This is a genomic window from Streptomyces sp. NPDC041124 (assembly GCF_055592385.1).
On the sequence record NZ_JBVIYR010000003.1, the window covers coordinates 387,120 to 409,375 of the forward strand.

General features: G+C 73.3%; 20 protein-coding genes and 1 pseudogene. 9 read left to right on the forward strand and 12 right to left on the reverse strand.

Annotation, left to right across the window (positions count from 1 at the left end; all coding sequences use genetic code 11):
* Window position 1: 1 nt before the first annotated feature.
* From ACZ6A9_RS10055 to ACZ6A9_RS10070, 4 genes are read left to right on the forward strand one after another with little or no spacing between them, the layout of a single operon-like run.
* Entirely contained in the window at window positions 2-1,309 is a 1,308-nt protein-coding gene (locus ACZ6A9_RS10055; protein ID WP_468981901.1) for a phenylacetate--CoA ligase family protein, read from the forward strand.
* Window positions 1,306-2,862, forward strand: a complete 1,557-nt coding sequence (locus ACZ6A9_RS10060) for a hypothetical protein (protein ID WP_468981904.1) — start codon at window positions 1,306-1,308, stop codon at window positions 2,860-2,862. The genes ACZ6A9_RS10055 and ACZ6A9_RS10060 overlap by 4 nt, the downstream gene beginning before the upstream one ends.
* Window positions 2,859-4,346, forward strand: a complete 1,488-nt coding sequence (locus ACZ6A9_RS10065; RefSeq protein ID WP_468981906.1) for a cation:proton antiporter — start codon at window positions 2,859-2,861, stop codon at window positions 4,344-4,346. The genes ACZ6A9_RS10060 and ACZ6A9_RS10065 overlap by 4 nt, the downstream gene beginning before the upstream one ends.
* Window positions 4,343-5,386, forward strand: coding sequence for an NAD-dependent epimerase/dehydratase family protein (locus ACZ6A9_RS10070; RefSeq protein WP_468981910.1), 1,044 nt, complete (start codon window positions 4,343-4,345; stop codon window positions 5,384-5,386). Before ACZ6A9_RS10065 ends, ACZ6A9_RS10070 begins: the two co-directional genes overlap by 4 nt.
* Window positions 5,387-5,446: 60 nt before the next feature.
* On the opposite strand, the gene ACZ6A9_RS10075 is transcribed toward ACZ6A9_RS10070, so the two are convergent.
* The 6 genes from ACZ6A9_RS10075 to ACZ6A9_RS10100 form a co-directional block, all read right to left on the reverse strand.
* Window positions 5,447-6,769: a phenylacetate--CoA ligase family protein gene (locus tag ACZ6A9_RS10075; RefSeq protein ID WP_468981913.1), complete on the reverse strand. Its 1,323-nt coding sequence runs from the start codon at window positions 6,767-6,769 to the stop codon at window positions 5,447-5,449.
* The gene (locus tag ACZ6A9_RS10080) at window positions 6,766-7,500 is read right to left on the reverse strand and encodes a hypothetical protein (RefSeq protein WP_468981917.1); all 735 of its coding nucleotides are present in this window, start codon (window positions 7,498-7,500) and stop codon (window positions 6,766-6,768) included. Before ACZ6A9_RS10080 ends, ACZ6A9_RS10075 begins: the two co-directional genes overlap by 4 nt.
* A gap of 1 nt (window position 7,501) precedes the next feature.
* Window positions 7,502-7,864 (reverse strand): YybH family protein, encoded by a 363-nt coding sequence (locus ACZ6A9_RS10085; RefSeq protein WP_468981921.1) that lies wholly within the window; start codon window positions 7,862-7,864, stop codon window positions 7,502-7,504.
* A 136-nt stretch (window positions 7,865-8,000) separates the two neighbouring features.
* Window positions 8,001-8,993: a hypothetical protein gene (locus tag ACZ6A9_RS10090; protein WP_468981923.1), complete on the reverse strand. Its 993-nt coding sequence runs from the start codon at window positions 8,991-8,993 to the stop codon at window positions 8,001-8,003.
* A complete protein-coding gene (locus ACZ6A9_RS10095; protein WP_468981926.1) occupies window positions 8,983-10,647 on the reverse strand; it encodes a nucleotidyl transferase family protein in 1,665 nt (554 codons plus the stop codon). Before ACZ6A9_RS10095 ends, ACZ6A9_RS10090 begins: the two co-directional genes overlap by 11 nt.
* Before the next feature lie 52 nt (window positions 10,648-10,699).
* Window positions 10,700-11,308: a response regulator transcription factor gene (locus ACZ6A9_RS10100; RefSeq protein WP_468981928.1), complete on the reverse strand. Its 609-nt coding sequence runs from the start codon at window positions 11,306-11,308 to the stop codon at window positions 10,700-10,702.
* A 167-nt stretch (window positions 11,309-11,475) separates the two neighbouring features.
* On the opposite strand from ACZ6A9_RS10100, the gene ACZ6A9_RS10105 reads away from it, so the two are divergent.
* Window positions 11,476-12,111 carry a sensor histidine kinase gene (locus ACZ6A9_RS10105; protein ID WP_468981930.1) on the forward strand — a complete coding sequence of 212 codons (636 nt, stop codon included), beginning with the start codon at window positions 11,476-11,478 and terminating at the stop codon, window positions 12,109-12,111.
* Window positions 12,112-12,231: 120 nt separating this feature from the next.
* Here the strand turns inward: ACZ6A9_RS10105 and ACZ6A9_RS10110 are convergent, their stop codons facing one another.
* From ACZ6A9_RS10110 to ACZ6A9_RS10130, 5 genes are all read right to left on the reverse strand, one after another.
* Window positions 12,232-12,741 carry a hypothetical protein gene (locus ACZ6A9_RS10110; RefSeq protein WP_468981933.1) on the reverse strand — a complete coding sequence of 170 codons (510 nt, stop codon included), beginning with the start codon at window positions 12,739-12,741 and terminating at the stop codon, window positions 12,232-12,234.
* Window positions 12,742-12,774: 33 nt separating this feature from the next.
* On the reverse strand, window positions 12,775-13,434 hold the full coding sequence (locus ACZ6A9_RS10115) for a response regulator (protein ID WP_468982912.1): 660 nt from the start codon (window positions 13,432-13,434) through the stop codon (window positions 12,775-12,777).
* A 20-nt stretch (window positions 13,435-13,454) separates the two neighbouring features.
* Window positions 13,455-14,675, reverse strand: a complete 1,221-nt coding sequence (locus ACZ6A9_RS10120) for a sensor histidine kinase (protein WP_468981936.1) — start codon at window positions 14,673-14,675, stop codon at window positions 13,455-13,457.
* 5 nt (window positions 14,676-14,680) lie between these two features.
* Window positions 14,681-16,894 (reverse strand): MMPL family transporter, encoded by a 2,214-nt coding sequence (locus tag ACZ6A9_RS10125; protein ID WP_468981939.1) that lies wholly within the window; start codon window positions 16,892-16,894, stop codon window positions 14,681-14,683.
* A gap of 234 nt (window positions 16,895-17,128) precedes the next feature.
* Window positions 17,129-17,497: an ArsR/SmtB family transcription factor gene (locus tag ACZ6A9_RS10130; RefSeq protein ID WP_468981944.1), complete on the reverse strand. Its 369-nt coding sequence runs from the start codon at window positions 17,495-17,497 to the stop codon at window positions 17,129-17,131.
* 216 nt (window positions 17,498-17,713) lie between these two features.
* Here ACZ6A9_RS10130 and ACZ6A9_RS10135 point away from each other — a divergent pair.
* The 3 genes and pseudogenes from ACZ6A9_RS10135 to ACZ6A9_RS10145 all read left to right on the forward strand — a co-directional run.
* A pseudogene (locus ACZ6A9_RS10135) lies at window positions 17,714-17,812 on the forward strand (hypothetical protein); the annotation flags it as partial.
* A complete protein-coding gene (locus ACZ6A9_RS10140; protein WP_468982917.1) occupies window positions 17,786-18,205 on the forward strand; it encodes a hypothetical protein in 420 nt (139 codons plus the stop codon). The pseudogene ACZ6A9_RS10135 and the gene ACZ6A9_RS10140, both read left to right, overlap by 27 nt.
* Before the next feature lie 30 nt (window positions 18,206-18,235).
* Window positions 18,236-18,685 carry an ArsI/CadI family heavy metal resistance metalloenzyme gene (locus ACZ6A9_RS10145; RefSeq protein ID WP_468981948.1) on the forward strand — a complete coding sequence of 150 codons (450 nt, stop codon included), beginning with the start codon at window positions 18,236-18,238 and terminating at the stop codon, window positions 18,683-18,685.
* Window positions 18,686-18,831: 146 nt separating this feature from the next.
* Here the strand turns inward: ACZ6A9_RS10145 and ACZ6A9_RS10150 are convergent, their stop codons facing one another.
* The gene (locus ACZ6A9_RS10150) at window positions 18,832-19,977 is read right to left on the reverse strand and encodes an FHA domain-containing protein (RefSeq protein ID WP_468981952.1); all 1,146 of its coding nucleotides are present in this window, start codon (window positions 19,975-19,977) and stop codon (window positions 18,832-18,834) included.
* A gap of 217 nt (window positions 19,978-20,194) precedes the next feature.
* Between ACZ6A9_RS10150 and ACZ6A9_RS10155 the strand changes: the two genes are divergently transcribed.
* Window positions 20,195-22,003, forward strand: coding sequence for a serine/threonine protein kinase (locus tag ACZ6A9_RS10155; RefSeq protein WP_468981956.1), 1,809 nt, complete (start codon window positions 20,195-20,197; stop codon window positions 22,001-22,003).
* Window positions 22,004-22,256 lie beyond the last annotated feature (253 nt).

The window sequence follows — 22,256 nt, forward strand, 5'->3', positions numbered from 1 at the left end:
GATGTTCCTCCGAGAGGCGCTGTACGTCCCCGTCTCCTGCGTCCGTCAGTACGGCACCCGTGCCGCCCTGCGCCGGCGCCAGCTCACCGGGCTCAACCGGATGCTGGCGCACGCCAGGGCCGAGGTGCCGTACTACCGCGACGACCCCGCCTACCGGACCGGCCCGCTGCGCTCCCTCGACGAGGCCGCGAAGCTCCCGGTCCTGAGCAAGGAGGTGCTGCGCAGCCGCCCCCTGGAGGAACTCCTCGCCGACGGAGCCGATCCGGCCCGGCTGCCCACCTTCCGCACCAGCGGCTCCACCGGCCGCCGGGTGACGGTCGTGCACGACCACCACAGCCACGACTACCACATGGCCGCCTGCGTCCGCCGGTTCCTGGCGACCGGGCGCTACCTGCCCACCGACCGCCTCTCCCACATCAGGCCCTTCGCACCGCCCTCGCGGCGCTTCGAGCGGTTCGGGCTCTTCCGCCGCCACGTCCTGCTCACCGACCGCCCGATGGACGACATCAAGGCCGAACTCCTCGCCGCGCGCCCCCAGGTGCTCATCGGCTACCCGGTCCACCTGCGCGCCCTGCTGCGCGCCCTGACCACGGCCGAACTGGCGCTGCTGCGCCGCACCCTGCGCCTGGTCATGACCGAGTCCGAACTCCTCGTCGACGCCCACCGGGCGCTTTTCGAGGAGGAGTTCGGGGCCCCGGTGCACGACGAGTACTCGGCCTTCGAAGTACTCAACATCGCCTACGAGTGCAGACACGGGCGGGCCCACCTCGCCGAGGACCGGCTCCTCGTGGAGATCCTCGACGCGGACGGCCGGCCGCTGCCGGACGGCGCCGAGGGCCGGGTGGTGGTGACCGCGTTCATGGAACGCGCGATGCCCCTGATCCGGTACGACCTCGGCGACGTCGGCCGGATCGAGCCCCGGCCGTGCCCGTGCGGGCGGCGCTTTCGCACACTGCGGCTCACGGTGGGCCGGGTCAACGACTCGGTGCTGCTGCCGACCGGACGCCAGCTCTACCCGGACACCTTCCTGCACCTGGCGGCGACCTTCCCGGGAATCGCCGAGTGCGCCGTGCACCAGGACCGCACCGGAGCGGTGCGCCTCGACGTGGTCCCCTCCGGACCCCTGGACCGGGACGGGTGGGCGACGGTGGCCGAGGCGGTGCGGGAGCACCTGCACACCGTGGCCGGCTGCGCCTTCCCGCTGGAGGTCGTCCAGGTGGACCGGGTGGAGATCACCGCGGGCGGCAAGGGCCGCTTCGTCACCTCCGAGATGGCGGCGGCGCAGCCCGAACCGGCAGGGCCGGCGTGAGAACGGCGCCGGCCACCGGGGCGGCGACGTCCTGGCGCCCCGGCCCCCGCCGCCTCGCCTCGCTCCTCGCCGGGCGCACCGCCTTCCGGCTCACCCTGCTCGGCGCCAACACCGCGCTCCTCGCGGCCTGGGGCCAGGGACCGTACGAGCGGTACGCGGCGGCCATGGGCACGGCCCAGGTGCTCACCACCATCACCTCGCTCGGCATCGAGAAGTCCGCGCTCAAACTGGTGCCCCGGGCCCGCCGCACCGGACCCCAGCTGATCACCGTCTTCCTGGGCTGCGCGAGCCTGCTCACCACCGCCGTCGTGCTCTGGCTGGCCGGCACGGCGCTGCTGAACCCCCCGCGGGACGGCGCGGTGGCGCTGCTGGCCGGCCTGTACATGGCGCTGCTCGGCCTGAACACCGTCCTGGTCGGGCTGTGCCGGGCGCTCGGCCGTGACCGCGCCGACATCGCCAACTTCACGGCCCTGTCGCTCGTCGTGGTGACCGGAACCGGCGGGGTGACCCTGCTCGGCTGGGGCCCTGAGGGCTTCACCGGCTGGATCCTCGGCGGCACCGCGCTGCTCAACCTGGTCCACGTCCCGGCCCTGCTGCGCTCCGCCGCCCGCCCCGTACGCCGGGGCACGGCCGTGCCGGCGGTGTCCACCTCGGCACTCATGGCCTGCGGCGACGTGGCCGCGGCCGGCACCGTCAGCGTCCTCTTCGCCCTGCTCGGCGCCTCCCGGCACCACGAACAGACCGGCCACCTCTACCTGATGGTCCTCGCCTCCTCGGTGCTGCTCAACGGATTCGGCTACGTCCTGCGGCTGTTCCAGCCGCACGTGTCGCTGACCCTGCGGACGCTGGACGCCGCGACGCTCGACCGCCGGGTGGTGCGCCGGCTGCTCCCGCTGGCGGTGGCGGGCACCGCGTGGACCGGCGCCGCCCTGCTGCTCGCCCGCTTCACCCAGGACTCCGGCCTCCTGCCGCCCCCCGTCGTGGTGCTGCTCCTGTACGTCCTGTGCATCCCCCTCGTCTTCGCGATGGGGAGCCTCAACTACCTGCTCGAGAACGCCGGCGCGCACACCCTGCGCGCCACCGCCGCCGGTGCCGCCGCGGGCCTGGCCTGCGCGGTGCTGGCCGGGATGTTCCTGGTGCCCCTGCTCGGCGCGATCGGCGCGGTCGGCGCGCTCGCCGCGGGCGAGGCGGCCCACGCGCTCGCCGCCTGGCTGCTGCTCGGACCCCCCTCCCGCACCCGGCGTCCGCCGGCACCGGCCACGCCGACGGCACCCGTCGCGCCTGCCACGCCGAGGACGCCTGCCGCGCCGACGGCACCCGCGGCCCCCGGCGCACCGGCCGGATCCGTCGCGCCTGCCACGCCGAGGACGCCTGCCGCGCCTGCCGCGCCGACGGCACCCGCGGCCCCCGGCGCACCGGCCGGATCCGTCGCGCCTGCCACGCCGGCCGCGCAGGCCGGACCCGCGGTCCCCGCCACGCCGACAGCACCCGCCGCGCCGGCCGAACGCGTCGCACCCGCCCCGGCCCCCGACAACCTGGGAGTCCCCCGATGAACGACGACCGCACCCGCCGCACCGGACCTCCCGCCTGGCGCGGCATCGTCTACCCGCTGCTGATCTCGGCCGTCGCCCTGGGCGCCCTCCTCGCCGTGCTCGGACTCGGCATCGGGGCCCCCGATCCGGTCGCGACGGAGACGGCGCGCGGCGGCGCCCCGCCTGCCGCCGCCGCGCACGCCGGTGAGACCGTCCTCAGGGTGGTGGCCGCCATCGCCGCGGTCGCCGCGGTCGCGGTCGGCGGCGGTCTCCTCGCCCGCCGCCTCGGCCAGCCGCCGGTCATCGGCGAGATCGCCACCGGCCTGCTGCTCGGCCCGTCGTTGCTGGCCGGACTGTGGCCCGCCGCGACCGAGCTGTTCTACCCCGAGTCGGCGGAGCCCGTGCTCGGCCTGCTCGCCCAGGCCGGTCTGATCCTGTTCATGTTCGCGGTCGGCTCCGAGTTCGACGCCTCCCAACTGCGCCGCAGCGGCCGGGTGGTGGGCGCCGTCAGCCAGGGCAGCATGCTCGTCCCGTTCGCCCTGGGGGTGGTCTCCTCGGGCCTGGTGTACCGGGAGTTCGCCGCCGACGGGATCGGGTTCGTCCCCTTCGCGATCTTCCTCGGTACGGCGATGAGCATCACCGCCTTCCCGGTGCTCGCCCGGATCGTGCAGGAGTCGGGCCTGGCCCGGCACCCGCTCGGCACCATGGCCATGACCTGCGCGGCCGCCTGCGACGTGATCGCCTGGTGCGCCCTGGCCACGGCCCTGGCGGTGGCCGGAGCCGGCAGCGTCTGGGGCGCGGGCGGCACCGTGCTCCTCGCGGCGGCGTTCGCGGTGGCCGTGCTGGTGCTCGGCCGGCCGCTGGCGCGGGCCGCCGACCGCTGGGCGGACCGGGTGGGAGTGCCGTCCACGGCCCGCCTGATCGCCCTGCTGCTGCTCGCCTTCTCCCTCGCCCGGGTCACCGACCTGATGGGCGTCCACTCGATCTTCGGGGCGTTCCTCGCCGGGCTGCTCGTGCCGCACCGCTCCGGCAGTGAGCTGACCGCCGTGCAGCTGCGCCTGGACACGCTCAACCGGCGGCTGCTGCTGCCGCTGTTCTTCGTCTCCGTCGGCATGACGGTCGACCTCACCCGGGTGACGGCGAACGGCGCGCTGCTCGTCGCCGGGGCCGTCGCCATCGTCACGGCCGTGGCCGGAAAGCTCGTCGGGACCGGCCTCACCGCCCGTTCCTGCGGCCTGTCCTGGCGGATGTCGCTCGGCCTCGGCGTGCTGCTCAACGCGCGGGGCGTCACCGAGGTCGTCGTGCTGCGCGCGGGGCTCGACGCCGGACTGATCAACCAGAACGCCTTCACCGTCCTGGTCGTCATGGCCCTGCTGACCACGGTGATGACCGGCCCCGCGCTCCATCTCCTCAAGGTGACCCGGCGGCAGCCGGCAGCCCCCGTCGCCCCCCTCCGCTTCGCCGCCTCCCCCCAGCGGGAGCAGTTGGAAAGGAACTCCGCATGAACACCGTGACCCCCGCCTCCCCCGTCTCGCTCGTGACCGGAGGGGCTGGTTTCATCGGCTCCCACGTCACCCGCGAGCTCCTGGCCCGCGGCCACCGCGTGATCGTCCTCGACGACCTCAGCGGCGGCACCGCCGCCAACGTCCCGGACGGCGCCGAGTTCCGGCACGGCAGCGTCTGCGACCCCGAGGTCGTCGACGCCGTCTTCGCCGCCCACCGCATCGACTACGTCTTCCACCTCGCCGCCTACGCCGCCGAGGGCCTGAGCCACTTCATCAAGCGCTTCAACTACATGAACAACGTGGTCGGCAGCGTCAACCTGATCAACGCCGCGATCAACGCGGGCACCGTGAAGTGCTTCGTGTTCACGTCGTCCATCGCGGTCTACGGCGCCAACCAGCTCCCGATGAGCGAGGACCTGGTGCCGGCACCGGAGGACCCGTACGGCATCGCGAAGTTCTCCGTGGAGCAGGAACTGCGGGTCAGCCACGAGATGTTCGGCCTCCCGTACGTCATCTTCCGCCCCCACAACGTCTACGGCGAGTACCAGAACATCGGCGACCGCTACCGCAACGTCATCGGCATCTTCATGAACCAGGCGCTGCGCGGCGAGGAGTTCACGGTCTTCGGCGACGGTGAGCAGACCCGGGCCTTCAGCTACATCAAGGACGTGGCGCCGGCCATCGCCCGCTCGGTGGAGCTGCCCGGGGCGTACAACGAGATCTTCAACATCGGCGGCGACCAGGTCTACAGCGTCAACCGCATCGCCGCCGCGGTCTGCGAGGCCATGGGGGTGGAGCTGCGGGTCAACCACCTCCCGGAGCGCAACGAGGTGCGCGACGCGTACGCCACGCACGAGAAGGCGAGCAAGGTGTTCGGCACCCCCGGACCGCCCGTCGGCCTGGAGGAGGGCATCGGGCGGATGGCCGCCTGGGTCAAGGAGGTGGGCCCGCAGGAGCCGTCGGTGTTCTCGGGCATCGAGGTGGTCCGCAACCTGCCCCCGTCCTGGCGGGCGGCCCTGGAGGAGCGGCGCACCATATGAGCGCGGCGGTGCGGTCGTGAAGGGGACCCCCCTTCACGACCGCACCGCCGGGGGCCCGCGTCAGTCCTTCCCCCCGGCCAGCACCTTCACGATCTTGATCTTTCCGTTGGGTTCCGGGGTGATCTCCTCGACCCGGTGGACCACCACGTCGAAGTCGGGCACCGCGTCCTGCACCGCCCGCCGGATCCGCCCGGTCACCGAGGCGTCCGCGCCCGGCGCGAGCACCGTGCGGACGGTGACCTGGGCGGGCCGCTCCTGCACCAGCTGCATGCGGGCGACCTCGGGGAAGTCCTGCACCTTGTACGTGAGGAAGTCGGCGTAGAACTCCCGGCCGTCCCGGCCCCGGAACCGGTCCTGGCTGCGGCCCTGCACCCGCTCGACGACCGGGGTGCGGCGTCCGCAGCCGCACGTGTCCGGACCCACCGCCACCCGGTCGCCGAGCCGGTAGCGGATCAGCGGCATCGCCTCGCTGTGCAGCCGGGTCACCAGGATCTCGCCCTCCACCCGGCCGCTGCCGTCGGCGAGCACGGCGGTGCCGTCGTCCTGCTCCAGCTCGACCACCACGTCCGCGGAGCGCAGGTGCAGCGCGCCGCGGCGGCAGGTGCGGGCCACCGTGAACACCTCGACGGAGGCGTACACCTCGTGGAAGCGGGCGCCCAGATGGCCGAGCACCCGGGCCCGCGCGGTCGGAGTGAGCCGCTCACCGCCGAACAGCACGTGGTGCACCCCCCGGTGCCGCTCCCCCCGCCGCTCCAGCTCCTCCACCACGGAGGCGATCACGTTGGGGAAGCCCACCAGGAACGTGGGGCGGGCCGCGAGGAACGCCTCGACCTGCTCGTCCAGGGTCCCGCTCGTGTCGATGTGGAAGGTGCGCAGCAGACCGAACCGCTCCAGCGGGTGACGCAGGAACGGATTGACCCGGAAGTAGGCCATCCGGTCCCAGGGCCGCAGCCCCGACGCGAGCATGTCGTACAGGTACGAGGCACGCAGGTACCCCAGGTCCCGCTCCGAGTTGCGGACGGTGATCGGCACACCGGACGAGCCGCTGGTGGTGCCCGCCTTGGTGTTCCGGGTGGTGAACCCCTCGGCGAGCAACCGCTCGGGGGCGCTGTCGTGGAACTCGGTCCGGTCGAGCACCGGCAGCGCCGGCAGGTCCTCCGGCCCCCGGAACGCGGCCGCCGTGCCCGGTGCGATCAGCTCCCGGTAGCGCGGCACGTGCGCCTGGGCGTGCCGGACCAGGCGCACCAGGAGCCGCCGCTGCTCGGCGGCGAGCCGGGCGGCACCGGCCCGCTCCAGGCGGTGGGCGCGGAACAGGCTGCGCAGCACGGGGGCCAGGCGCATGACGGGGGAGACGGACGAGGTGGTGGAGGTGGTCGAGGTCATCGTGCCTCCCGGACCGGCCGCAGGACGGGGCTGCCGTGGCGCGGACAGCGCTCCGGACGGAACGCCCCGCCGCCCTCCGGCTCGGCGTGGACGAACGTGGGACGGCGACGCCTCAGCAGGGTCAGGACGGTGCTGCCGTCCAGCGGGCGGGCGTGCACCCGGGCCGTGTCGATGTGCAGCTCGCCGCAGCCGGCGGCCACCGCGCCCAGGTAGCCGAGCCACGGCTCGTACCAGAGGGAGCCCGGGGCCGGCGGGGCGCCGGCCGCCGCCGCGAGGCTGAACCGTGCCACGGTCACCACGCCGTCCGGCCACGGGCCGTCCGCCCGCCCCGGGTCACCGACCACGAGCGCGGGCCCCCCGGGCAGCGCCCGCCGCCCCGGCCGGCCGTCGGTCTCGGCGGTGGCGTCCAGCAGCACCCGCCAGGTGGTCCCGTACGCCCTCACCGGGTCCCGCAGCGCCCGCGTCACCTCGTACACGTCGACGCCCCGGACGGGGTGCCCGGCGATCCGGAGCGCCTCGCGCAGCTCGGCGACATGGTCGCGCGGCGGGCGGCCGGGGTCCCGGCGCGGCAGCAGCGCCGCGTCGAGCGGCATCAGCAGGTGCCGCCGCAGCCGCGCCTCGTCGCGGGTCAGCGGCGGCAGCGTCCCGGTGGCGGCGTACCGCTCGCGGTAGTGCGGCACCGTGCGCAGGGCACGGTGCACGGTGCGGTCGTACGGCTGGGTGATGCGCATCTCAGCACGAGGTGTTCTGGTCGTGGACGAGCAGCCACTCCTCGCCGCAGCGGGCGAAGACCAGGCTGAGCAGATGACGCAGCGCGTACGGCCGGCCCTCCGCGTCCAGGTCCCGGTAGTCGACCGCGAGGACCACGACGGCGGTGTCCGCCAGCTCGAGGGTGCGGACGGTCTCCGTCGTCATGCTCCAGTCGGGGTCCTGGAACCAGCCCTTGTGGAAGGACCGGATCTCGTCGGTCCCGGTGACCGTCTTGCCGTTGGGCAGGATGAGCGTGGCGTCGGCGTGCACGGTGCGCACGTAGCCGTCCAGGTCGCGGTCGCGGATCGCGGTGAGATGACGGTCCAGCGCGGTGGTGAAGTCCATGGTGCTCTTTCTCGTTCGTCGGTTTTCCGGACGTCCCGCGGGCGCGGGGTACGGAGCGGAGAAGCGGTGGTGCGGGAACAGCGGTGGCGCGGGGGAAGCGGTGGTGCGGGAGGAAGCCGTGCTGCGGTGGCGCGGGTCAGAACGGGGCCGCCACGGCGTACCGGGCGACGGCCGCCGCGCCGAACGACTCCTTGAGCCGGGCCATGCCGGGGCCGAGTTCGAGCGCGGGCACCCGGAGGGCGATCATCCGGTCGATCTCCCGCAGGTACAGGTCGAAGTAGAGGTCCCGGGCGCCGTCCGAGCCGGTCACCGTCGTCGCCCAGCCGCCCGGTGTCCGAAGGACCAGGTCGAAGGAGACGGGCAGGCCGCCCCGTCCGTCCAGGTGGACGAAGTAGGAGGCGCCCGGATGCGCGTTGAGCCGTTCGAAGTACACCGGGAGCAGGGGCACGACCCCGGCCGGACGCCCGGTGTGCTTCATCCGGGTCAGCTGGTCGAGCCGCCCCGCCCGTACCGGGTCGATCGCCGGGACACCGGCCTGGACCGTCAGCCCGGCGTCGTCGTCGATCCGTTGCCGCAGCGCCGTCAGACGGCGGCGTCTGGCGCGCGGCAGCCCGGCGAGGTAGGCGTCCGTCGACCCCCAGCGGTTGTGCAGGACCATGCCGGGCGCGGTGGGGCGGGTGAGCCGCAGCGGGCCGCCGAGCACCCCCAGCTCCCGGGCCTCGGCGTCCAGGTGCAGCACACCCAGGCAGCGCGCCCCGAGCCGGCGGCGCAGGGCCCGCTCGAAGGCCCGGGTCGCGGCGCGCCGGCCCCCGGCGTCGAGCCCGGGGGCGTACAGCCGTCCCGCGCTGAAGCTGTTCGGCAGGTGGACCTGGAACCAGCCCGGCGTCAGGGCCCGCCCGGCGGGCCGGTACCGCGGCAGCACCGGCCGCACCCCGAGCCGCCCGCAGAACGCGGCCACCGGTTCACCCGCGTCCCGCACCAGAGCGCCGTACACGGGCCGCGGGCTGCCCAGCGCGGCGGCCTCGAGCAGTGCCCCGTCCCACAGCGCGGGCCCTCCGAGGGAGCGGACGAAGGCGTCCCAGCCGTCGGGCACGGGCCCGCCGCCGGGCGTGAAGATCTCAACCCGCACGGACCACGACCTCCTGTCGCACGGACGCGGACCGCGACGGAACGGCATGCCCCGCGGACGCGAACAGGCGCGCCCTCAGCGGCCGTTCACCCCTCTCGCGGTAGGCGGTCAGCGCGTCGGCGACGGCCTCGGCGGTGAGCGCGTCGACGAGTGTGTCGAGCCGCGGCCCGCGCTCCGTGCCGAACAGCGCCCGGTAGATCTCCCGGAACTCCCCGACGGTGCGGTCCGCCCGGGGCGCGCCCGGACCGGTGTGCGCCCGCAACTGCTCGATGAGCACGTCGACGGCGCGGCCCGGCGTCGCGGCCGGACCCGCCTCGCCCCCGTAGCGGCCGGCTCCGTGCGTGGCCAGCCAGGCGCCCGCGTGCGCGACCCGCTCGGCCAGCAGCCCCCGGTCGCAGCCGCGGTGCCGCCGCGTCAGGTGGGCCAGCGCCCGCTCCGGGGCGCCGCCGTGGGCGTACAGCGCCCCGACGACGGAACGCATCCGGGGCAGGGCGGCGCGGTGCGCCGGATCCTCGTCGCTCAGCAGCTCCCACAGCGCCCGGGCCCGCCCGTCACCGGGCACCGCCCGCAGGAACCGGTCGAACGCGTCGTACGCGCCGAAGAACACGTCCGCCCCGAACCCGATCCGCAGGTCCGACAGGCAGTTGCGGTGCGCGTACAGCCACAGCACCATCGGCGCCGGATGCACCGCGAGCAGGTCACGCACGTACGGCCCGTCACCGCTCGATCCGGAGATCTTGCCCGTGCCGCGCTCGCCGCGCACCAGGCCGTAGGGGACGATCACCGGCTGCGCCACGCCCAGGTACCCGTCGTAGACCGGCCGGGTGCGGTCCATGGTGCTGCCCGCGCTGCAGTGGTCCTGGCCGGCCGGCTCGCAGTCGATGCCCTCGTGCGCGACCCGCAGCGTCCAGTCCAGGGCCCAGGACGGTTTGACCCGCTCCGGTCCGGTCAGGGTGACCCGGGCGTCGCAGCACCGGCAGTGGTAGTGCGCCGACGCCGCGCCCAGCCGGTGGATCTCGGTGGTGCCGCGCCCGCACTGCACGCAGTACACCGCGAACAGGTCCCGGCCGTCCGCCCTGCCGAGCAGTGCGGCGAGCCGCCCCGCGTCCCGCTGGTAGCGGCGCTGGATCTCCCGGTAGACACCCGCCCGGTACCGCTCGTACTGGTAGTGCGTCTCCCACGCGCCGCCCGGCGGCATCCGGCCGTCCACGTCGGCCCCCTCGGGCAGGATGCCCACCGCCCGCAGCTCGGCGACGTAGGCCCGGCAGATCCGGGCGGCCCGCTCCCGGTGCGCCGCGAGCGGCCGCCCGCCGTGGCCGGACAGCTCCGGGTCCCGGACCGCCTGGCTCTCCCGCACCGGGTCGTAGTCGTCGAAGCTGAGCAGGATCGCGGACCGGCGGCCCATCCGGGCCAGCGCCCGGTGCACCAGGTGGGCGCAGACGGTGTCCCGGAAGTTCCCGACGTGGAAGTAGCCGGTCGGCGACATGCTGGTCTGGATCAGGATGCGGTGGTCCGGCGGATGCCGGTCGGCGAGCCGCCGCGCGTAGTCGAGCGCCCAGTGCGGCGCGGTACGGTCCTGCGCGTGAAGGTCGCGACGGCGGCCCGCCCCCTCGGCGACCGCGTTCCGCCCCCGCACCCGTCGTGTCCTTGGCATGGCGCCAGTAGAGCCCGCCCCCCGATAAACGGCCTATACGGCACCGCCCGGCTCAGGCCAGCCAGCCGTTGTCCCGGGCGATGCGCAGCGCGTCGACCCGGTTGCGGGCGCCGAGCTTGTTCACGACCGTGGTGAGGTAGTTGCGCACCGTGCCCACGGAGAGGCTGGTGGTCGCGGCGATCTGCGCCGTGTCGGCCCCCTCCGCCACCCGGGCGAGCACCTCGACCTCCCGCTCGGTGAGCGGACTGTCGCCGATCTCCCAAGCGGCCATGGCCAGTTCGGGATCGATGACCCGACGGCCCGCGCCGACCCTGCGCACACCGTCGAGCAGCTCGTCGGGCGAGGCGTCCTTCGGCAGGAACCCGGCCACCTGCGCGTCCAGGGCCCGCCACAGCGTGCCGGGCCGCGCCATCCCCGTCAGGATCAGCGTGCGGCACCCGGGCGCCTGGTCCCGCAGCAGCGCGGCGGCGGCGATCCCGTCCATCCCCGGCATGTCGATGTCGAGGACCGCGGTGTCCGCCCCCGTACGGAGCACCGCGGGCAGCACCTCGCTCCCCCTGCCGACCTGCGCCACGACCTCCAGGTCCGGCTCCAGATCGAGCAGCGCGGCGAGCGCCACCCGGATCATGTGCATGTCCTCGGCCAGCACGATCCGCTGCACGGATTCCCCCTCCCGTCGCACGGCTCCCCCTCCGTCCCGGGGCCCCGCGCCCTGTCTACCACCGCGCCGACGGACCTGCCGGGCCCGTATAGCTCAGTGATAGCGGGCAGGGCGAAGCTCCCCCGGGAAAGCCGCGTCAGCCGTGCACGCGGCAGAACGGGGGAGACATGCCCAGGGCATCCGAGACCGCGGCGGCCGCCGTCGTGACCGATCCGCGCCGCATCGTCGTACGCGAACGGCTGCGCTTCGCCCGGGACCTGCACGACCTGCTCGGCCCGCGCCTGTCCGCGATCACCCTCCAGTGCGAGCTGGCGCACCGTCACCTCGACGGCCGCCCGGACACCGCGCGCGACCAGCTGACGCAGGCACTCTCAGGACTGCGCGACATCATCGAGGAGACCCGGCGGGTGGCCCACGGCTACCACTGCCTCTCCCTGGAGACGGAACTCGCCTCCAACCGGGAACTGCTCCAGTCGGCCGGCGTCGAGACCGAGGTCACGCTGCCGGAGACGGCGCTGCCCGCCCCGCTCCAGACGGTCCTCGCCACCACCGTCCGCGAAGCCGTCGCCAACGTCCTCAGACACAGCCGCGCCCGCCGCTGCCGCCTCACGGTCGCCACCGGGCACGGGGCGGTACGCCTCACCGTCACCAACGACGGCGCCCCCCGCACCACCCCGCCGACCGCCCCCGGCCTGGGCCTGCGCAGCCTGACGGAACGCATCACCGCGGTAGGCGGCACCCTCACCCACACCCGCGTCCCCCCGGCGCACTACCTCCTCGAGGCCCACTTCCCCCTGCCGTGAACCGCGGTGTGCCCCGCGGGAGGTACCGCCCCGGCGCGCGGGTGCGAGGCACTCCCGTCGACGGCATCGGCTCGCCCCGCACTCCCCGAGGGCACGACAGCGGGACGGGATGATGCCGGGTCAACACCAGGCGCTGCCGTCATGGCTGGCCGTGACCTCCAGGCCGTACTCGTGAGGGCTGTCCCCGAGATCGCCGGGGAACCACACGGAGAGATGGGCGGTAGTGCCCGCGACGGGCTTTTCGAAGCAGAGCGCCGAGGTGTCGATCGCGAGGCCGTCGGGTGCCGGGGATGGTGCGGGATCGGCGCCCTCGAGTCGCCAGCCGTCCTCCGCGGCGGCCTGGCGATAGAAGGCCAGCACGTCGGCACGGGAGATCGTGAGCCGGTAGTTCTGCCCGGCGTAGGCGAATCCGTCGTCCTCGTCGCATCCGGAGTACCGCTCGTCCTCGGGCTGCGTCCGGCTCGGGTGCGCGTCGAGGACGGACAGGGATGCCAGTGTGGGGGCGAGCTCTTCGTCAGCCCGGGTGCAGCCGTAGAGCCCACCCGACAGTGCCCACACACCGGTTGCCGCGATGACGGCCATGCCGCCCGCGCCGACGGCGATCACTGTGGCCGCTGCCTTCAGCTTCATGGCGCGGAGCGTAGCGCAGTGGATCCGGCCCTCTCATGGGGAACCCTCCGTGCCGGAGACCCTCCGCAGCAGCCCCTTCTCCATCGCCACCACCACGGCCCGCGTACGGTCGTTGACGTCGAGCTTGGCGAACAGGCGGAGCAGGTGGGTCTTCACGGTCGCCTCGGCGATGACGAGTCGCCGCCCGATCTCCGCGTTGGTCAGGCCGTCCGCCACCGCGTTGAGGACGTCCGCCTCGCGGGCCGTGAGCGGGGCCTGGGCGGGCTGCCGCATCCGGGCGACGAGTCTCTCGGCGACCCGGGGTGCCAGCACCGTCTCACCGCGGGCCGCCGCGTGGATCGCGTCGGCCAGCTGCTCGCGGGTGGTGTCCTTGAGGAGGTAGCCGATGGCCCCGGCCTCCACTGCGCGTTCGATCTCCGCGTCGGTGTCGTAGGTGGTGAGGATCAGCACCCGGGTGGCGGGAAAGCGCGCCACGATCTCGGTCGTCGTGGCCACGCCGTCGAGCACCGGCATCCGCAGGTCGACCAGGGCGACGTCGGGCGCGTGCCGTTCGACGAGGTCGAGGGCCGCGCGGCCGTCGCCCGCCTCGCCGACGATCTCGATGGTGTTCTCGGAGGTGAGGAGAGCCACCACTCCCGCCCGCATGACGGTGTGGTCGTCCACCACGATGATGCGGATCGCCTCACCGGTCACTCCCGCGATGCGCCGGCCGGTCACGTCTCCGCCCCGCTCTCTCCCGCCACCGGCATGGGGGCAGCCAGGGGAATCCACGCCAGTACGCGCGTTCCGTCACCCAACGAACTCGTCACCGTCAGTCTCCCGCCCAGCTCCGCCAGCCGTTTGCGCATTCCGTCCAGGCCGAAGCCCGCCGACTCCCCGAGCACGAATCCGGTCCCGTCGTCGGTGATCTCCAGTTCCACCCCGTACGCCTGCCGCGCCAGCACCACGCCGACCGTGGAGGCGCGAGCGTGCTTGCGTACGTTGGCGAGGGACTCCTGGGTGCAGCGCAGCAACGCGATGCGGGTCTGCTGGTCGCACACCACGTCCCGCAGATCGGCGTCGACGGTGAGCCCGGTGTCCTCCGCGAAGCGGTCCAGGGTCCGGCGGAGCGTCTGCGCCACCGAACCCGCGGCGGCCTGTCCCGGCTGCTGCGCCGAGCCGACCAGTTCCCGGGCCTCGGCGAGGTTCTCCCGCGCGGTGGACTCGATCGACCGCAACTGCTGGGCACTGCGCGCCGTGTCGGAGTGGAGGCCCGCCCGGGCCGCCTCCGCGAGCACGACGATCGAGGCGAATCCCTGGGCGAGCGTGTCATGGATCTCCCGCGCCATCCGCTCCCGTTCGTCCGCCGCTCCCTGACGCTGGTGCGCCTCGGACAGCTGCGCCTGCGTCTGCTCCAACTTCTCGATGAGCCGTGCCCGTTCGGTGCTCTGCGCGACCACCGAGTGCGCCCACAACCCGATGAGCACCCCCACGGCGACGACGATCAGCGTGGACACGAGCGTCTCGCTGAAGAACTCCACCGACCAGCCGTCCTGCCGCAGGACGCTCCCGATCAGGGTGCCGGCCGTGGCGAGCCCCAGGAATCCCATCGACGCCCTCGGCGTCCGCCCGAACATCCAGTAGTGCGGCAGCGTCACCATGAACAGCGCCGCGTAGTTGCCGCGCAGGTACGCGAGCCCGCCCAGCGCCACCACCAGCACCGAGAGGTACACGTACGGCCGTACGACGGGGTTGTCCGGGAAGCGGTCGAGGACCGCGTAACACAGCACCACACCGCCCAGCAGTGCGAGCGCGGCGTACTTGCTCCCGCCGGGCCGGTCGATGGCGGCGAGCCCGACGGCCATCACGGCGAACAGCAGCCAGCACACCGTGTTCCAGCGTCGCAGTGACGAGGCCCAGAAGGCGTCGGCGGTGGGCCCGGCGAGAGCGGTCATGCCGATCAACGTACGTCGGCCACCAAGCGCGGGCCCGTGTTTTCTCCGGGGTCGTCCGGCGGGGTGGCCGCCGCCCGCCGCACACCGCGCGTGGGCCACCAACTCGCCTCGCCCAGCAGCAGCATCGCCGACGGCAGCACCATGATCCGGATGACGAAGGCGTCGAGCAGCACGGCCGCCGCCAGCACGAAGCCGATCTGCTTCATCTCGATGATGTGCAGGAAGACGAAGCTCGCGAACACCGTCGTCATCACGACCGCGGCGCTGGTCACCACGCTCGCCGAGCCGCGGATCCCGTCGAGTACCGCCTGACGCGTGGGGACCCCGGCCAGGGCGGCCTCCCTGATCCGGCTCACCACGAACACCTGGTAGTCCATCGAGAGCCCGAACAGGATCACGAGGAGGAAGAGCGGGACGCGCGATCCGATCGATCCGGTGGAGTGGAAGTCCAGCAGCCCCTCGGCCCAGGTCCCCTGGAAGACCAGGACGAGCAGTCCCAGCGCCGCCGCCGCGGACAGCAGGTTCAGCACGACGCCGATCAGGCCGAGCACCACCGAGCGGAAGGCGTACACGGTCATCGCGAACGTCACCAGGAGCAGCGCGCCGAGGACCATCGGCAGTTTGCCGTTCTGGTGGGCGGGATAGTCGGCGTAGCGGGCGACGTCGCCGCTCACACCGAACTCGGCTCCGTCGACCCGGCCCGCGGTGGCGGGCAGGTAGTCGTCCCGCAGGCGGTCCAGGGAGTCGTACGCCTGATCGGAGTTGCCGAGGTGGGGCACCTTCAGTTCGAGGACGCTGGTGCGGCGGTCGGCCGACGTCCGTATCGGTGAGGCGCCGGCGAACAACCGGTCGGCTTCAGCGAGTCGGGCCGTCTCGCGCAGGGCCGAGGCGACCTCCGCGGCCTGCGAGGCGTCGGCCCGTACGACGACCTGGTGGGTGACCCGCTGCTCGGGGAAGGCGTCGTTGAGCCGGTCGTACACGCGCATCGCGGGGATGTCGCGGGAGTGCGTGTCCCGGCTCATCTCCGTGATCTTCAGTCCGGCGAGCGGCGTGACGAGCGCCAGCAGACCGAGGACCGAGACGCACAGGGTGGCCAGGGGATGCCGGGTGGCGGGCCGCAGCAGCACGGCCCACATCCGGCCGCCCGCTTCCCGCCCCTTCGGCCGGCGGACCGGCTTCCCGCTCCGTGCCCGCCGCAGTTCCCTGCGTTCCGCCTGCTTCCCGAGCGCGACGAGGAGTGCGGGCAGGGCCGTCAGCGAACTGGCCACCGAGACCAGGACGACGACGATGGTGCCGGTCGCGAGGGAGGAGAAGATCACGTCGGAGGCCAGGTACAGCGTCGCGGTGGAGGCGACGACCGCGAGCCCGGAGACCACGACCGCCCGGCCCGAGGTGGCGGCCGCCAGTTCCACCAGCGCCTCCGAGCCGAGCCGGCCGCCGGAGCGGGCCCGCTCCTCGCGCTCGCGCTTGAGGTAGAAGAGCGTGTAGTCGACGCCGACCGCGAGGCCGATCATCAGGATGACGTTGGTGCCGACCCCGGCGTCGGGGGAGAGGTGCGAGACGACCATGGACAGCCCGATCGCCGCCGCGATCGACGACAGCGCCAGCAGCAGCGGCACCCCGGCCATGGTGACCGACCCGAACACCACCAGCAGCGTGATCAGCGTGACCGGAAAGGTGATCGCCTCGGAGAGCGCCAGGTCGTCGCTGCGCTGCCGGTCGACCCCCTTGCTGATGGAAGGGCTTCCGGTCTCCTCCAGGAGCAGACCGGGATGGCTCCGCTGCACCGCCGAGGTCTGCTCCACGAGCGCGTCGACCTTGTCCTTCGCGTCCCGCTCCTCGCCCTTCAGCGACACCTCCACCATGAGGATCGCGCGGTCGTCGGAGAACAGCGGGGCGGCGACGCCCGCGACGTCGGGCAGCCGCTTCATCCGGGTGGTGAGGTCCGACGCGGCGGCTCGTGCGGCGGCAGGGTCGAGGGCGCCCGACCTGGCGGAGATCAGCACCTGCTCGGTGGATCTGCGCTCCAGGTGTCCTTCGGCGGCCAGGGCCTCGGCGCGGCCGGCCTCACCGACCCGGTAGTCCGCGGTCTTCGCGCTGTTCGTACCGACGGCGCTGCCGACTCCCAGGCACAGCGCCACGAACACCAACCAGCCGGCGATCGCCCACCAGGGGTGTCGCGCACTCCAGCGAGCCATGCTCACAGAGATTGTCTTCATGCCCGAGAGCCTTGTTGAACGGGCCGGTCACCGGACAGAGGTACTCGGTTGAACCCGTTGTCCACCACTCGGTGGACAGCGCCCCTGGGGCGAACCCCACACGCGCGGTTTCCCGACTCCCGCCGAGTCGTCGCGACCCCCCGGCTCCATGCCATCCGATGACGTGCGGGACCCCGACCCGCGGACGGCGGCCCGGACCCGGGTACGGGGTGGGGCCCGTGGGGGCCCAGGAGCCTACCGAACGGTCAGCAGTTGTCCCATCGCCGCCAGCACCGACGGCTCGACCCGGTAGTAGACCCAGGTGCCGCGTCGCTCGGAGGTGAGCAGTCCGGCTTCCTTGAGCTTCTTCAGGTGGTGCGAGACGGTCGGCTGGGAGACGCCGACGTCGGAGATGTCGCACACGCAGGCCTCGCCGCCCTCGTGCGAGGCGACGGCCGAGAACAGTCGCAGCCGTACCGGGTCGCCGAGGGCCTTGAACATGCGGGCGGTCCGCTCGGCCTCCTCGGCGGTGAAGGGGCGCTCGCTCAGCGGCGGGCAGCACGGCACCGCGGCGGTGGGGGCGTCGGACCGTTCCACAAGCGGCAGTGCCTTGACGTTCGACATACGTCTATGTTGACACACGTCGAACCAGAGCGGCCAGGGTCGGCGAACGGCAGGCCGGGCAGGGGGCTGTGGGCCGCGGGGGAGAAGAGGCTGAGGCTGTCGTAGTGGCGCGGCTGTGATTTCGATGAACGTCTATGTTGACGCTCCTCGAAACAGGTGCCATGCTGGCAACGCAAGGGATCGACAGATGTCGAAGCAAAGGGGAGTGTCGCCGCCGTGTCCGACTCCAGCGCGTCCACCACCGACCACCAGCGGCCCGTCGTCGTCATCGGCGCCGGCCCCGTCGGCCTGGCCGCGGCCGCGCACCTCGTCGAGCGCGGCATCGAGCCCCTGGTGCTGGAGGCCGGCCAGTCCGCTGCCACCGCCGTGCGCGAGTGGGCGCACGTCCGCCTGTTCTCGACCTGGGCCGAGGTCACCGACCCGGCCGCCGAGAAACTGCTCGCTGGCATGAAGTCCTACGGCCGCGCCCCCACCTTCCTCGCCCTGACCGGCTACGAGCAGGTCCGCTCCATCACGGCCGCCCTCGCCGGCGACCACGAGGCGGCCGAACGCGTCGAGCTGACCCTGCCGGAGACCGGCGTGTGCGGCGGCGCGGGCCTGCTCGACGAGCCCGACACCGCACAGGGCGGCGGAGGCGGAGGTTGCTGCGCCGCCCCCGCCACGCTGCAGATCGGCACCGGCGCACCGGCCGCCTCCGGTGGCTGCTGACACACCGACCCCGCTCCCAGGAGGTTCACCATGTCCCGCGTGCAACTCGCCCTACGGGTACCGGATCTCTCCACATCCGTCGCCTTCTACACGAAGCTCTTCGGCGTCGGGCCCGCCAAGCTCCGCGACGGTTACGCCAACTTCGCTATCACCGAGCCCCCGCTCAAGCTCGTCCTCATCGAAGGCGAGGCGGACGCGGCGACGCGCATGGACCACCTCGGTGTCGAGGTCGACAGCACGGAAGCCGTCCACGCCGCCACCACCCGGCTGAGCGCGGCGGGGCTGGCGACGGCCGAGGAGAACGACACGGCCTGCTGCTACGCCCTGCAGGACAAGGTCTGGGTCCACGGCCCCGGCCAGGAGCCCTGGGAGGTCTACGTGGTCAAAGCCGACGCCGGCACCCTGACCAAGCAGAGCACGAGCACGGGCCCCGCCGACACCGACGCCGAGGATACGGCTGACGCCCCCGGATGCTGCTGATCCGCCGATGACCCACCTGAAACACCAGCGAGCCGTGACCGGAACAGGGGACCGGTCACGGCCTCGCGCCGCCCTGCCGGCCGCGGCGATCGCCTCTGGCGGAGTGCTCGCCGGACGGCTTCGGCGTCGAGTCGACGCCCCGGTGGTCAGGCCCGGCGGGTGGGCGCCGCGGCACTGGGCGGCACGGGGATCCTGGCGGCTTCCGCCCGCCAGGCGTCGGCGAGTTCGGCGGGAAAGCGTCGGCCGCTGCGGGTGAGGACGACGCCGGGTGCGAGTTCGACCTCGTCGCCGGGGCGGAAGGGACGGTCGGTCTGCGGGGGAAGCTTCTCCCAGGGGCCGAACGCGCCGCGCCGGCCGGCGCGGCGCATCCGGGTGCCGTAGCTGCTGATGTCACGGATCAGGACGGTGCCGCTCCGGGCGGAGACGGCCACATGCATGCGGCTTACCTGCCGGGCGATCTGCGGGGACAGCAGGCTGTGCAGGGCGATGCCCGCCTGCCCCGGCAGTCGGCCGACGTGCGCCTCGGAGCCCTCGTCGAGGGTGTACCGGGCCACGCAGGTGCCGTCGATGACGGCCTTGAGCTGGGTGGTGCCCAGGCGCGGACCCTCGTCCTGGAGAGGTGTGCCGTGAAGCTCGCAGGTGGGAACACCGCGCCGCATGCGGGGCAGCAGGATCCGGTCGCCCTTGCGGATGTCGTAGAGGGAGCAGCGGGGCTCCGGGCAGCGCCAGGTCCGCATGATCACCTCGGTCAGCGGCGTCCGCGAGGGGCCGAGGAGGCCCTGCTTCTTCAGTGCGGACAGTTCCATCCTGCGGGAGATCTCCGCGGCCGAGTGCACACCCATGTCCATCGGCACGAGAGCGACGGACCCGTCGGGGCGGCCTTCCGGTTTGAGGAACTGCCAGGTGTTGCCCTGGATCCACGGGTGTTCGACGCGGTGGTCGACATACCGGTCGCCGGTGACGACCGGGGACGCGGTCATGCGGGCCAGTTCGAGGACGCGCTCATCGGCGTCGTCGACCTCCTCGACCAGCCCGTCGGCCACCCAGCGGCGCAGCCGCCGGACCTCGGCCCGATCGCCGAACTCGCGGTGCCCGCCCAGCAGGCTGGTGTCGGCGACCAGGTAGACGGAGACATCGGGGTCCCCGGTGAGCTCCATCAGGGCCCTCAGGACCAGACCGAGGCGGCGCAGGGACCGCGGGCCCTGTCGGCCGAGGGAGGTGTCGCGTACGACGTTGGAGAGCTCCACGAGGTAGTCGGCTCGCTCCGCCGACGCGGCCAGATGATGTTCCACGGACGCCTCGCTGTCCGACGGCAGGGGGTGTCACTCTAAGGCCGCCCGCCAACATCCGTCATCAGGGCGCGACTTCCCGACTCTCCGGAATCTCCGCGAAGTCCGCTGATCTTCCTTGATCTCCTCAGATGTCTACCCCTGACGCGGGCACGTCGGTACGATCACGCCGGTGACGGAAGGGTCGAGACCTTTGAACAGCACTGGGAACGATGACCAGTTGAGCCCGCTGGACCCCGACGATCCGCGAGAGGTGGCCGGTTACCGCCTGCTCGCGAGGATCGGCGAGGGCGGCATGGGATGCGTCTACCTCTCCCGCACGCGCGGCAACCAGCCGGTCGCCCTGAAGGTGATCCGTCGCGAGTACGCCCAGGACGAGGAGTTCCGCCGCCGCTTCGAGCAGGAGGCGACCTCCGCCCGCCGGGTGCAGGGCTACCACATCGTCCCCGTCGTCGACCACGACACCACCGGCTCGCAGCCCTGGCTGGCCACCACCTACGTCCCCGGCCTCGCCCTGGACCAGCTGCTCGCCAGGCACGGGATGCTTCCGCTGACCACGGTGCTGCAGCTGATCGGTTGCGCGGCGGAGGCACTGCACGCCGTGCACAAGGCCGACGTGATCCACCGCGACATGAAGCCGAGCAACATCCTCATCGGCTCCGAAGGCCCCTGGATCATCGACTTCGGCATCGCCCGGGCCGCCGACTCCACCCAGCTCACCCGTAGCGGCGGGTTCATCGGCACTCCTCAGTTCATGTCGCCGGAACACGCCAACGGCCAGGACCTCACACCGGCGACGGACATCTTCTCGCTCGGTTTGATCGCCGCCGTCGCCGCGACCGGCCGCCACCCCTACGGTGACGCCGGATCCATCACTCTGGCCACCAAGATCGCCAACAGTGAGTTCCGCCCGCCGGACCTGACGGCGTATCCCGACCCGCTGCGTGCCGTCCTGGAACGTACGCTGGCCGCCGAAGCGGCCGCCCGCCCCACGCCCTCGGAACTGGCGGAGCTGTGTCATGAGCTGAGCGGGCGGCCGCTGCGCGACTTCACCGGCTGGCTGCCCGCGCCCGTCGCGGCGGACATCGCCCGCCGGGAGCAACTCGCCCGGCAACAGGCCGGGACCGAGCCCGGAGCGGCTTCCGGGGCCGCGACCGTGCCCCCACCCTCCGCGGCGGGTGCCGCGACCGTGCCCCCACCCTCCGCGGCGGGTGCCGCGACCGTGCCGCCGGTTGCCGGGGCGTCCGGCGGATACACACCCACCCATGCTCCCCGGCCCGGTGAGCAGCCGCACCACGGCGGGGCGCAGCCGCCGACCGGATCCCCTGCCCCGTTCCCGCAGGGAGCACCACACCCCCCCGGCCCGCCGTCAGCGGCCCGCAGCCGCACCCCGTTGACGGTCGGCGCGGCCGTGCTGGCCCTGGTGGTGGTCGCGACGGCCGCCTATGTCTTCACGCGCGACGACGACACGGACGACACCCAGGCCGGCGGCGGACGGACGACCTCGTCACCGACCGGCGCCTCCCGGGCTCCCGCGAGTACCGCGCCGGGCACCGGCGGCGCGTCGCCCACCGCGAACGCGGTGCCGGACGGCTACACGGAGATCTTCAAGGACAGGCCGCTCACCCTGCGCGCCCAGCTCACCTCCAACCGCCTCTCCTACACCAACGTCGACTTGGACGCACCGAAGATCGACGCGAACGCCCTCAGCAACGGGCAGGGGAACGAGCTGCAGTACGAGGAGTTCGGCGGCACCTACGTCCTGCACTTCCTGACCACCATGGGAAAGAGCGCGGGGACCTCGCCGGAGGAGTGCGCCGAGGGCGCCGCGGCCGACGCGCTGCCCTCCGAGCTCGACAGCGACGCCCAGGGCGAACACCTGACCCCGGGTACGGTGCTGTGCACAGTCACCGACGAGGACAACCTCGCGATGCTCAGCATCAAGGACGTCGCCGCCCGCAAGGACAAGGACTCGGGCTTGAAGGCGCGCGACTACGTCACCGAGCTGACCCTCTGGAAGGCGCCCTGACCCGTCCACCGGGCAAGAAGGACACGCCCCGACCGAGCTGAACCCGAGGGCGCTGTCGCGGCCGGCCTCGGGCGCGACGGCCTCGCGCGGTGCGTGACCCCCAGGGCCGCGGTGCGTGGCCCTCAGGGCCGCGGTTCGTGAGCGCGGGCTCGTCCGCTCATGGCGCGCCGGGGAGGCCGGTGCCGCTCGTCGGCGACCGGCCGAGCCACGTGACGGCCCGGTCGCCGGTTCCTGCCGTGCCTGGGCGGCAGGC

Excerpts from the sequence above, each read along its gene's own strand:
- ACZ6A9_RS10095 (WP_468981926.1), bottom strand. The coding sequence starts at position 10,647 with ATGCCAAGGACACGACGGGTGCGGGGGCGGAACGCGGTCGCCGAGGGG.
- ACZ6A9_RS10080 (WP_468981917.1), bottom strand. The coding sequence starts at position 7,500 with ATGCGCATCACCCAGCCGTACGACCGCACCGTGCACCGTGCCCTGCGC.
- ACZ6A9_RS10055 (WP_468981901.1), top strand. The coding sequence starts at position 2 with ATGTTCCTCCGAGAGGCGCTGTACGTCCCCGTCTCCTGCGTCCGTCAG.
- ACZ6A9_RS10085 (WP_468981921.1), bottom strand. The coding sequence starts at position 7,864 with ATGGACTTCACCACCGCGCTGGACCGTCATCTCACCGCGATCCGCGAC.
- ACZ6A9_RS10145 (WP_468981948.1), top strand. The coding sequence starts at position 18,236 with ATGTCCCGCGTGCAACTCGCCCTACGGGTACCGGATCTCTCCACATCC.
- ACZ6A9_RS10070 (WP_468981910.1), top strand. The coding sequence starts at position 4,343 with ATGAACACCGTGACCCCCGCCTCCCCCGTCTCGCTCGTGACCGGAGGG.
- ACZ6A9_RS10075 (WP_468981913.1), bottom strand. The coding sequence starts at position 6,769 with ATGACCTCGACCACCTCCACCACCTCGTCCGTCTCCCCCGTCATGCGC.
- ACZ6A9_RS10105 (WP_468981930.1), top strand. The coding sequence starts at position 11,476 with ATGCCCAGGGCATCCGAGACCGCGGCGGCCGCCGTCGTGACCGATCCG.
- ACZ6A9_RS10120 (WP_468981936.1), bottom strand. The coding sequence starts at position 14,675 with ATGACCGCTCTCGCCGGGCCCACCGCCGACGCCTTCTGGGCCTCGTCA.
- ACZ6A9_RS10065 (WP_468981906.1), top strand. The coding sequence starts at position 2,859 with ATGAACGACGACCGCACCCGCCGCACCGGACCTCCCGCCTGGCGCGGC.
- ACZ6A9_RS10130 (WP_468981944.1), bottom strand. The coding sequence starts at position 17,497 with ATGTCGAACGTCAAGGCACTGCCGCTTGTGGAACGGTCCGACGCCCCC.
- ACZ6A9_RS10125 (WP_468981939.1), bottom strand. The coding sequence starts at position 16,894 with ATGAAGACAATCTCTGTGAGCATGGCTCGCTGGAGTGCGCGACACCCC.
- ACZ6A9_RS10110 (WP_468981933.1), bottom strand. The coding sequence starts at position 12,741 with ATGAAGCTGAAGGCAGCGGCCACAGTGATCGCCGTCGGCGCGGGCGGC.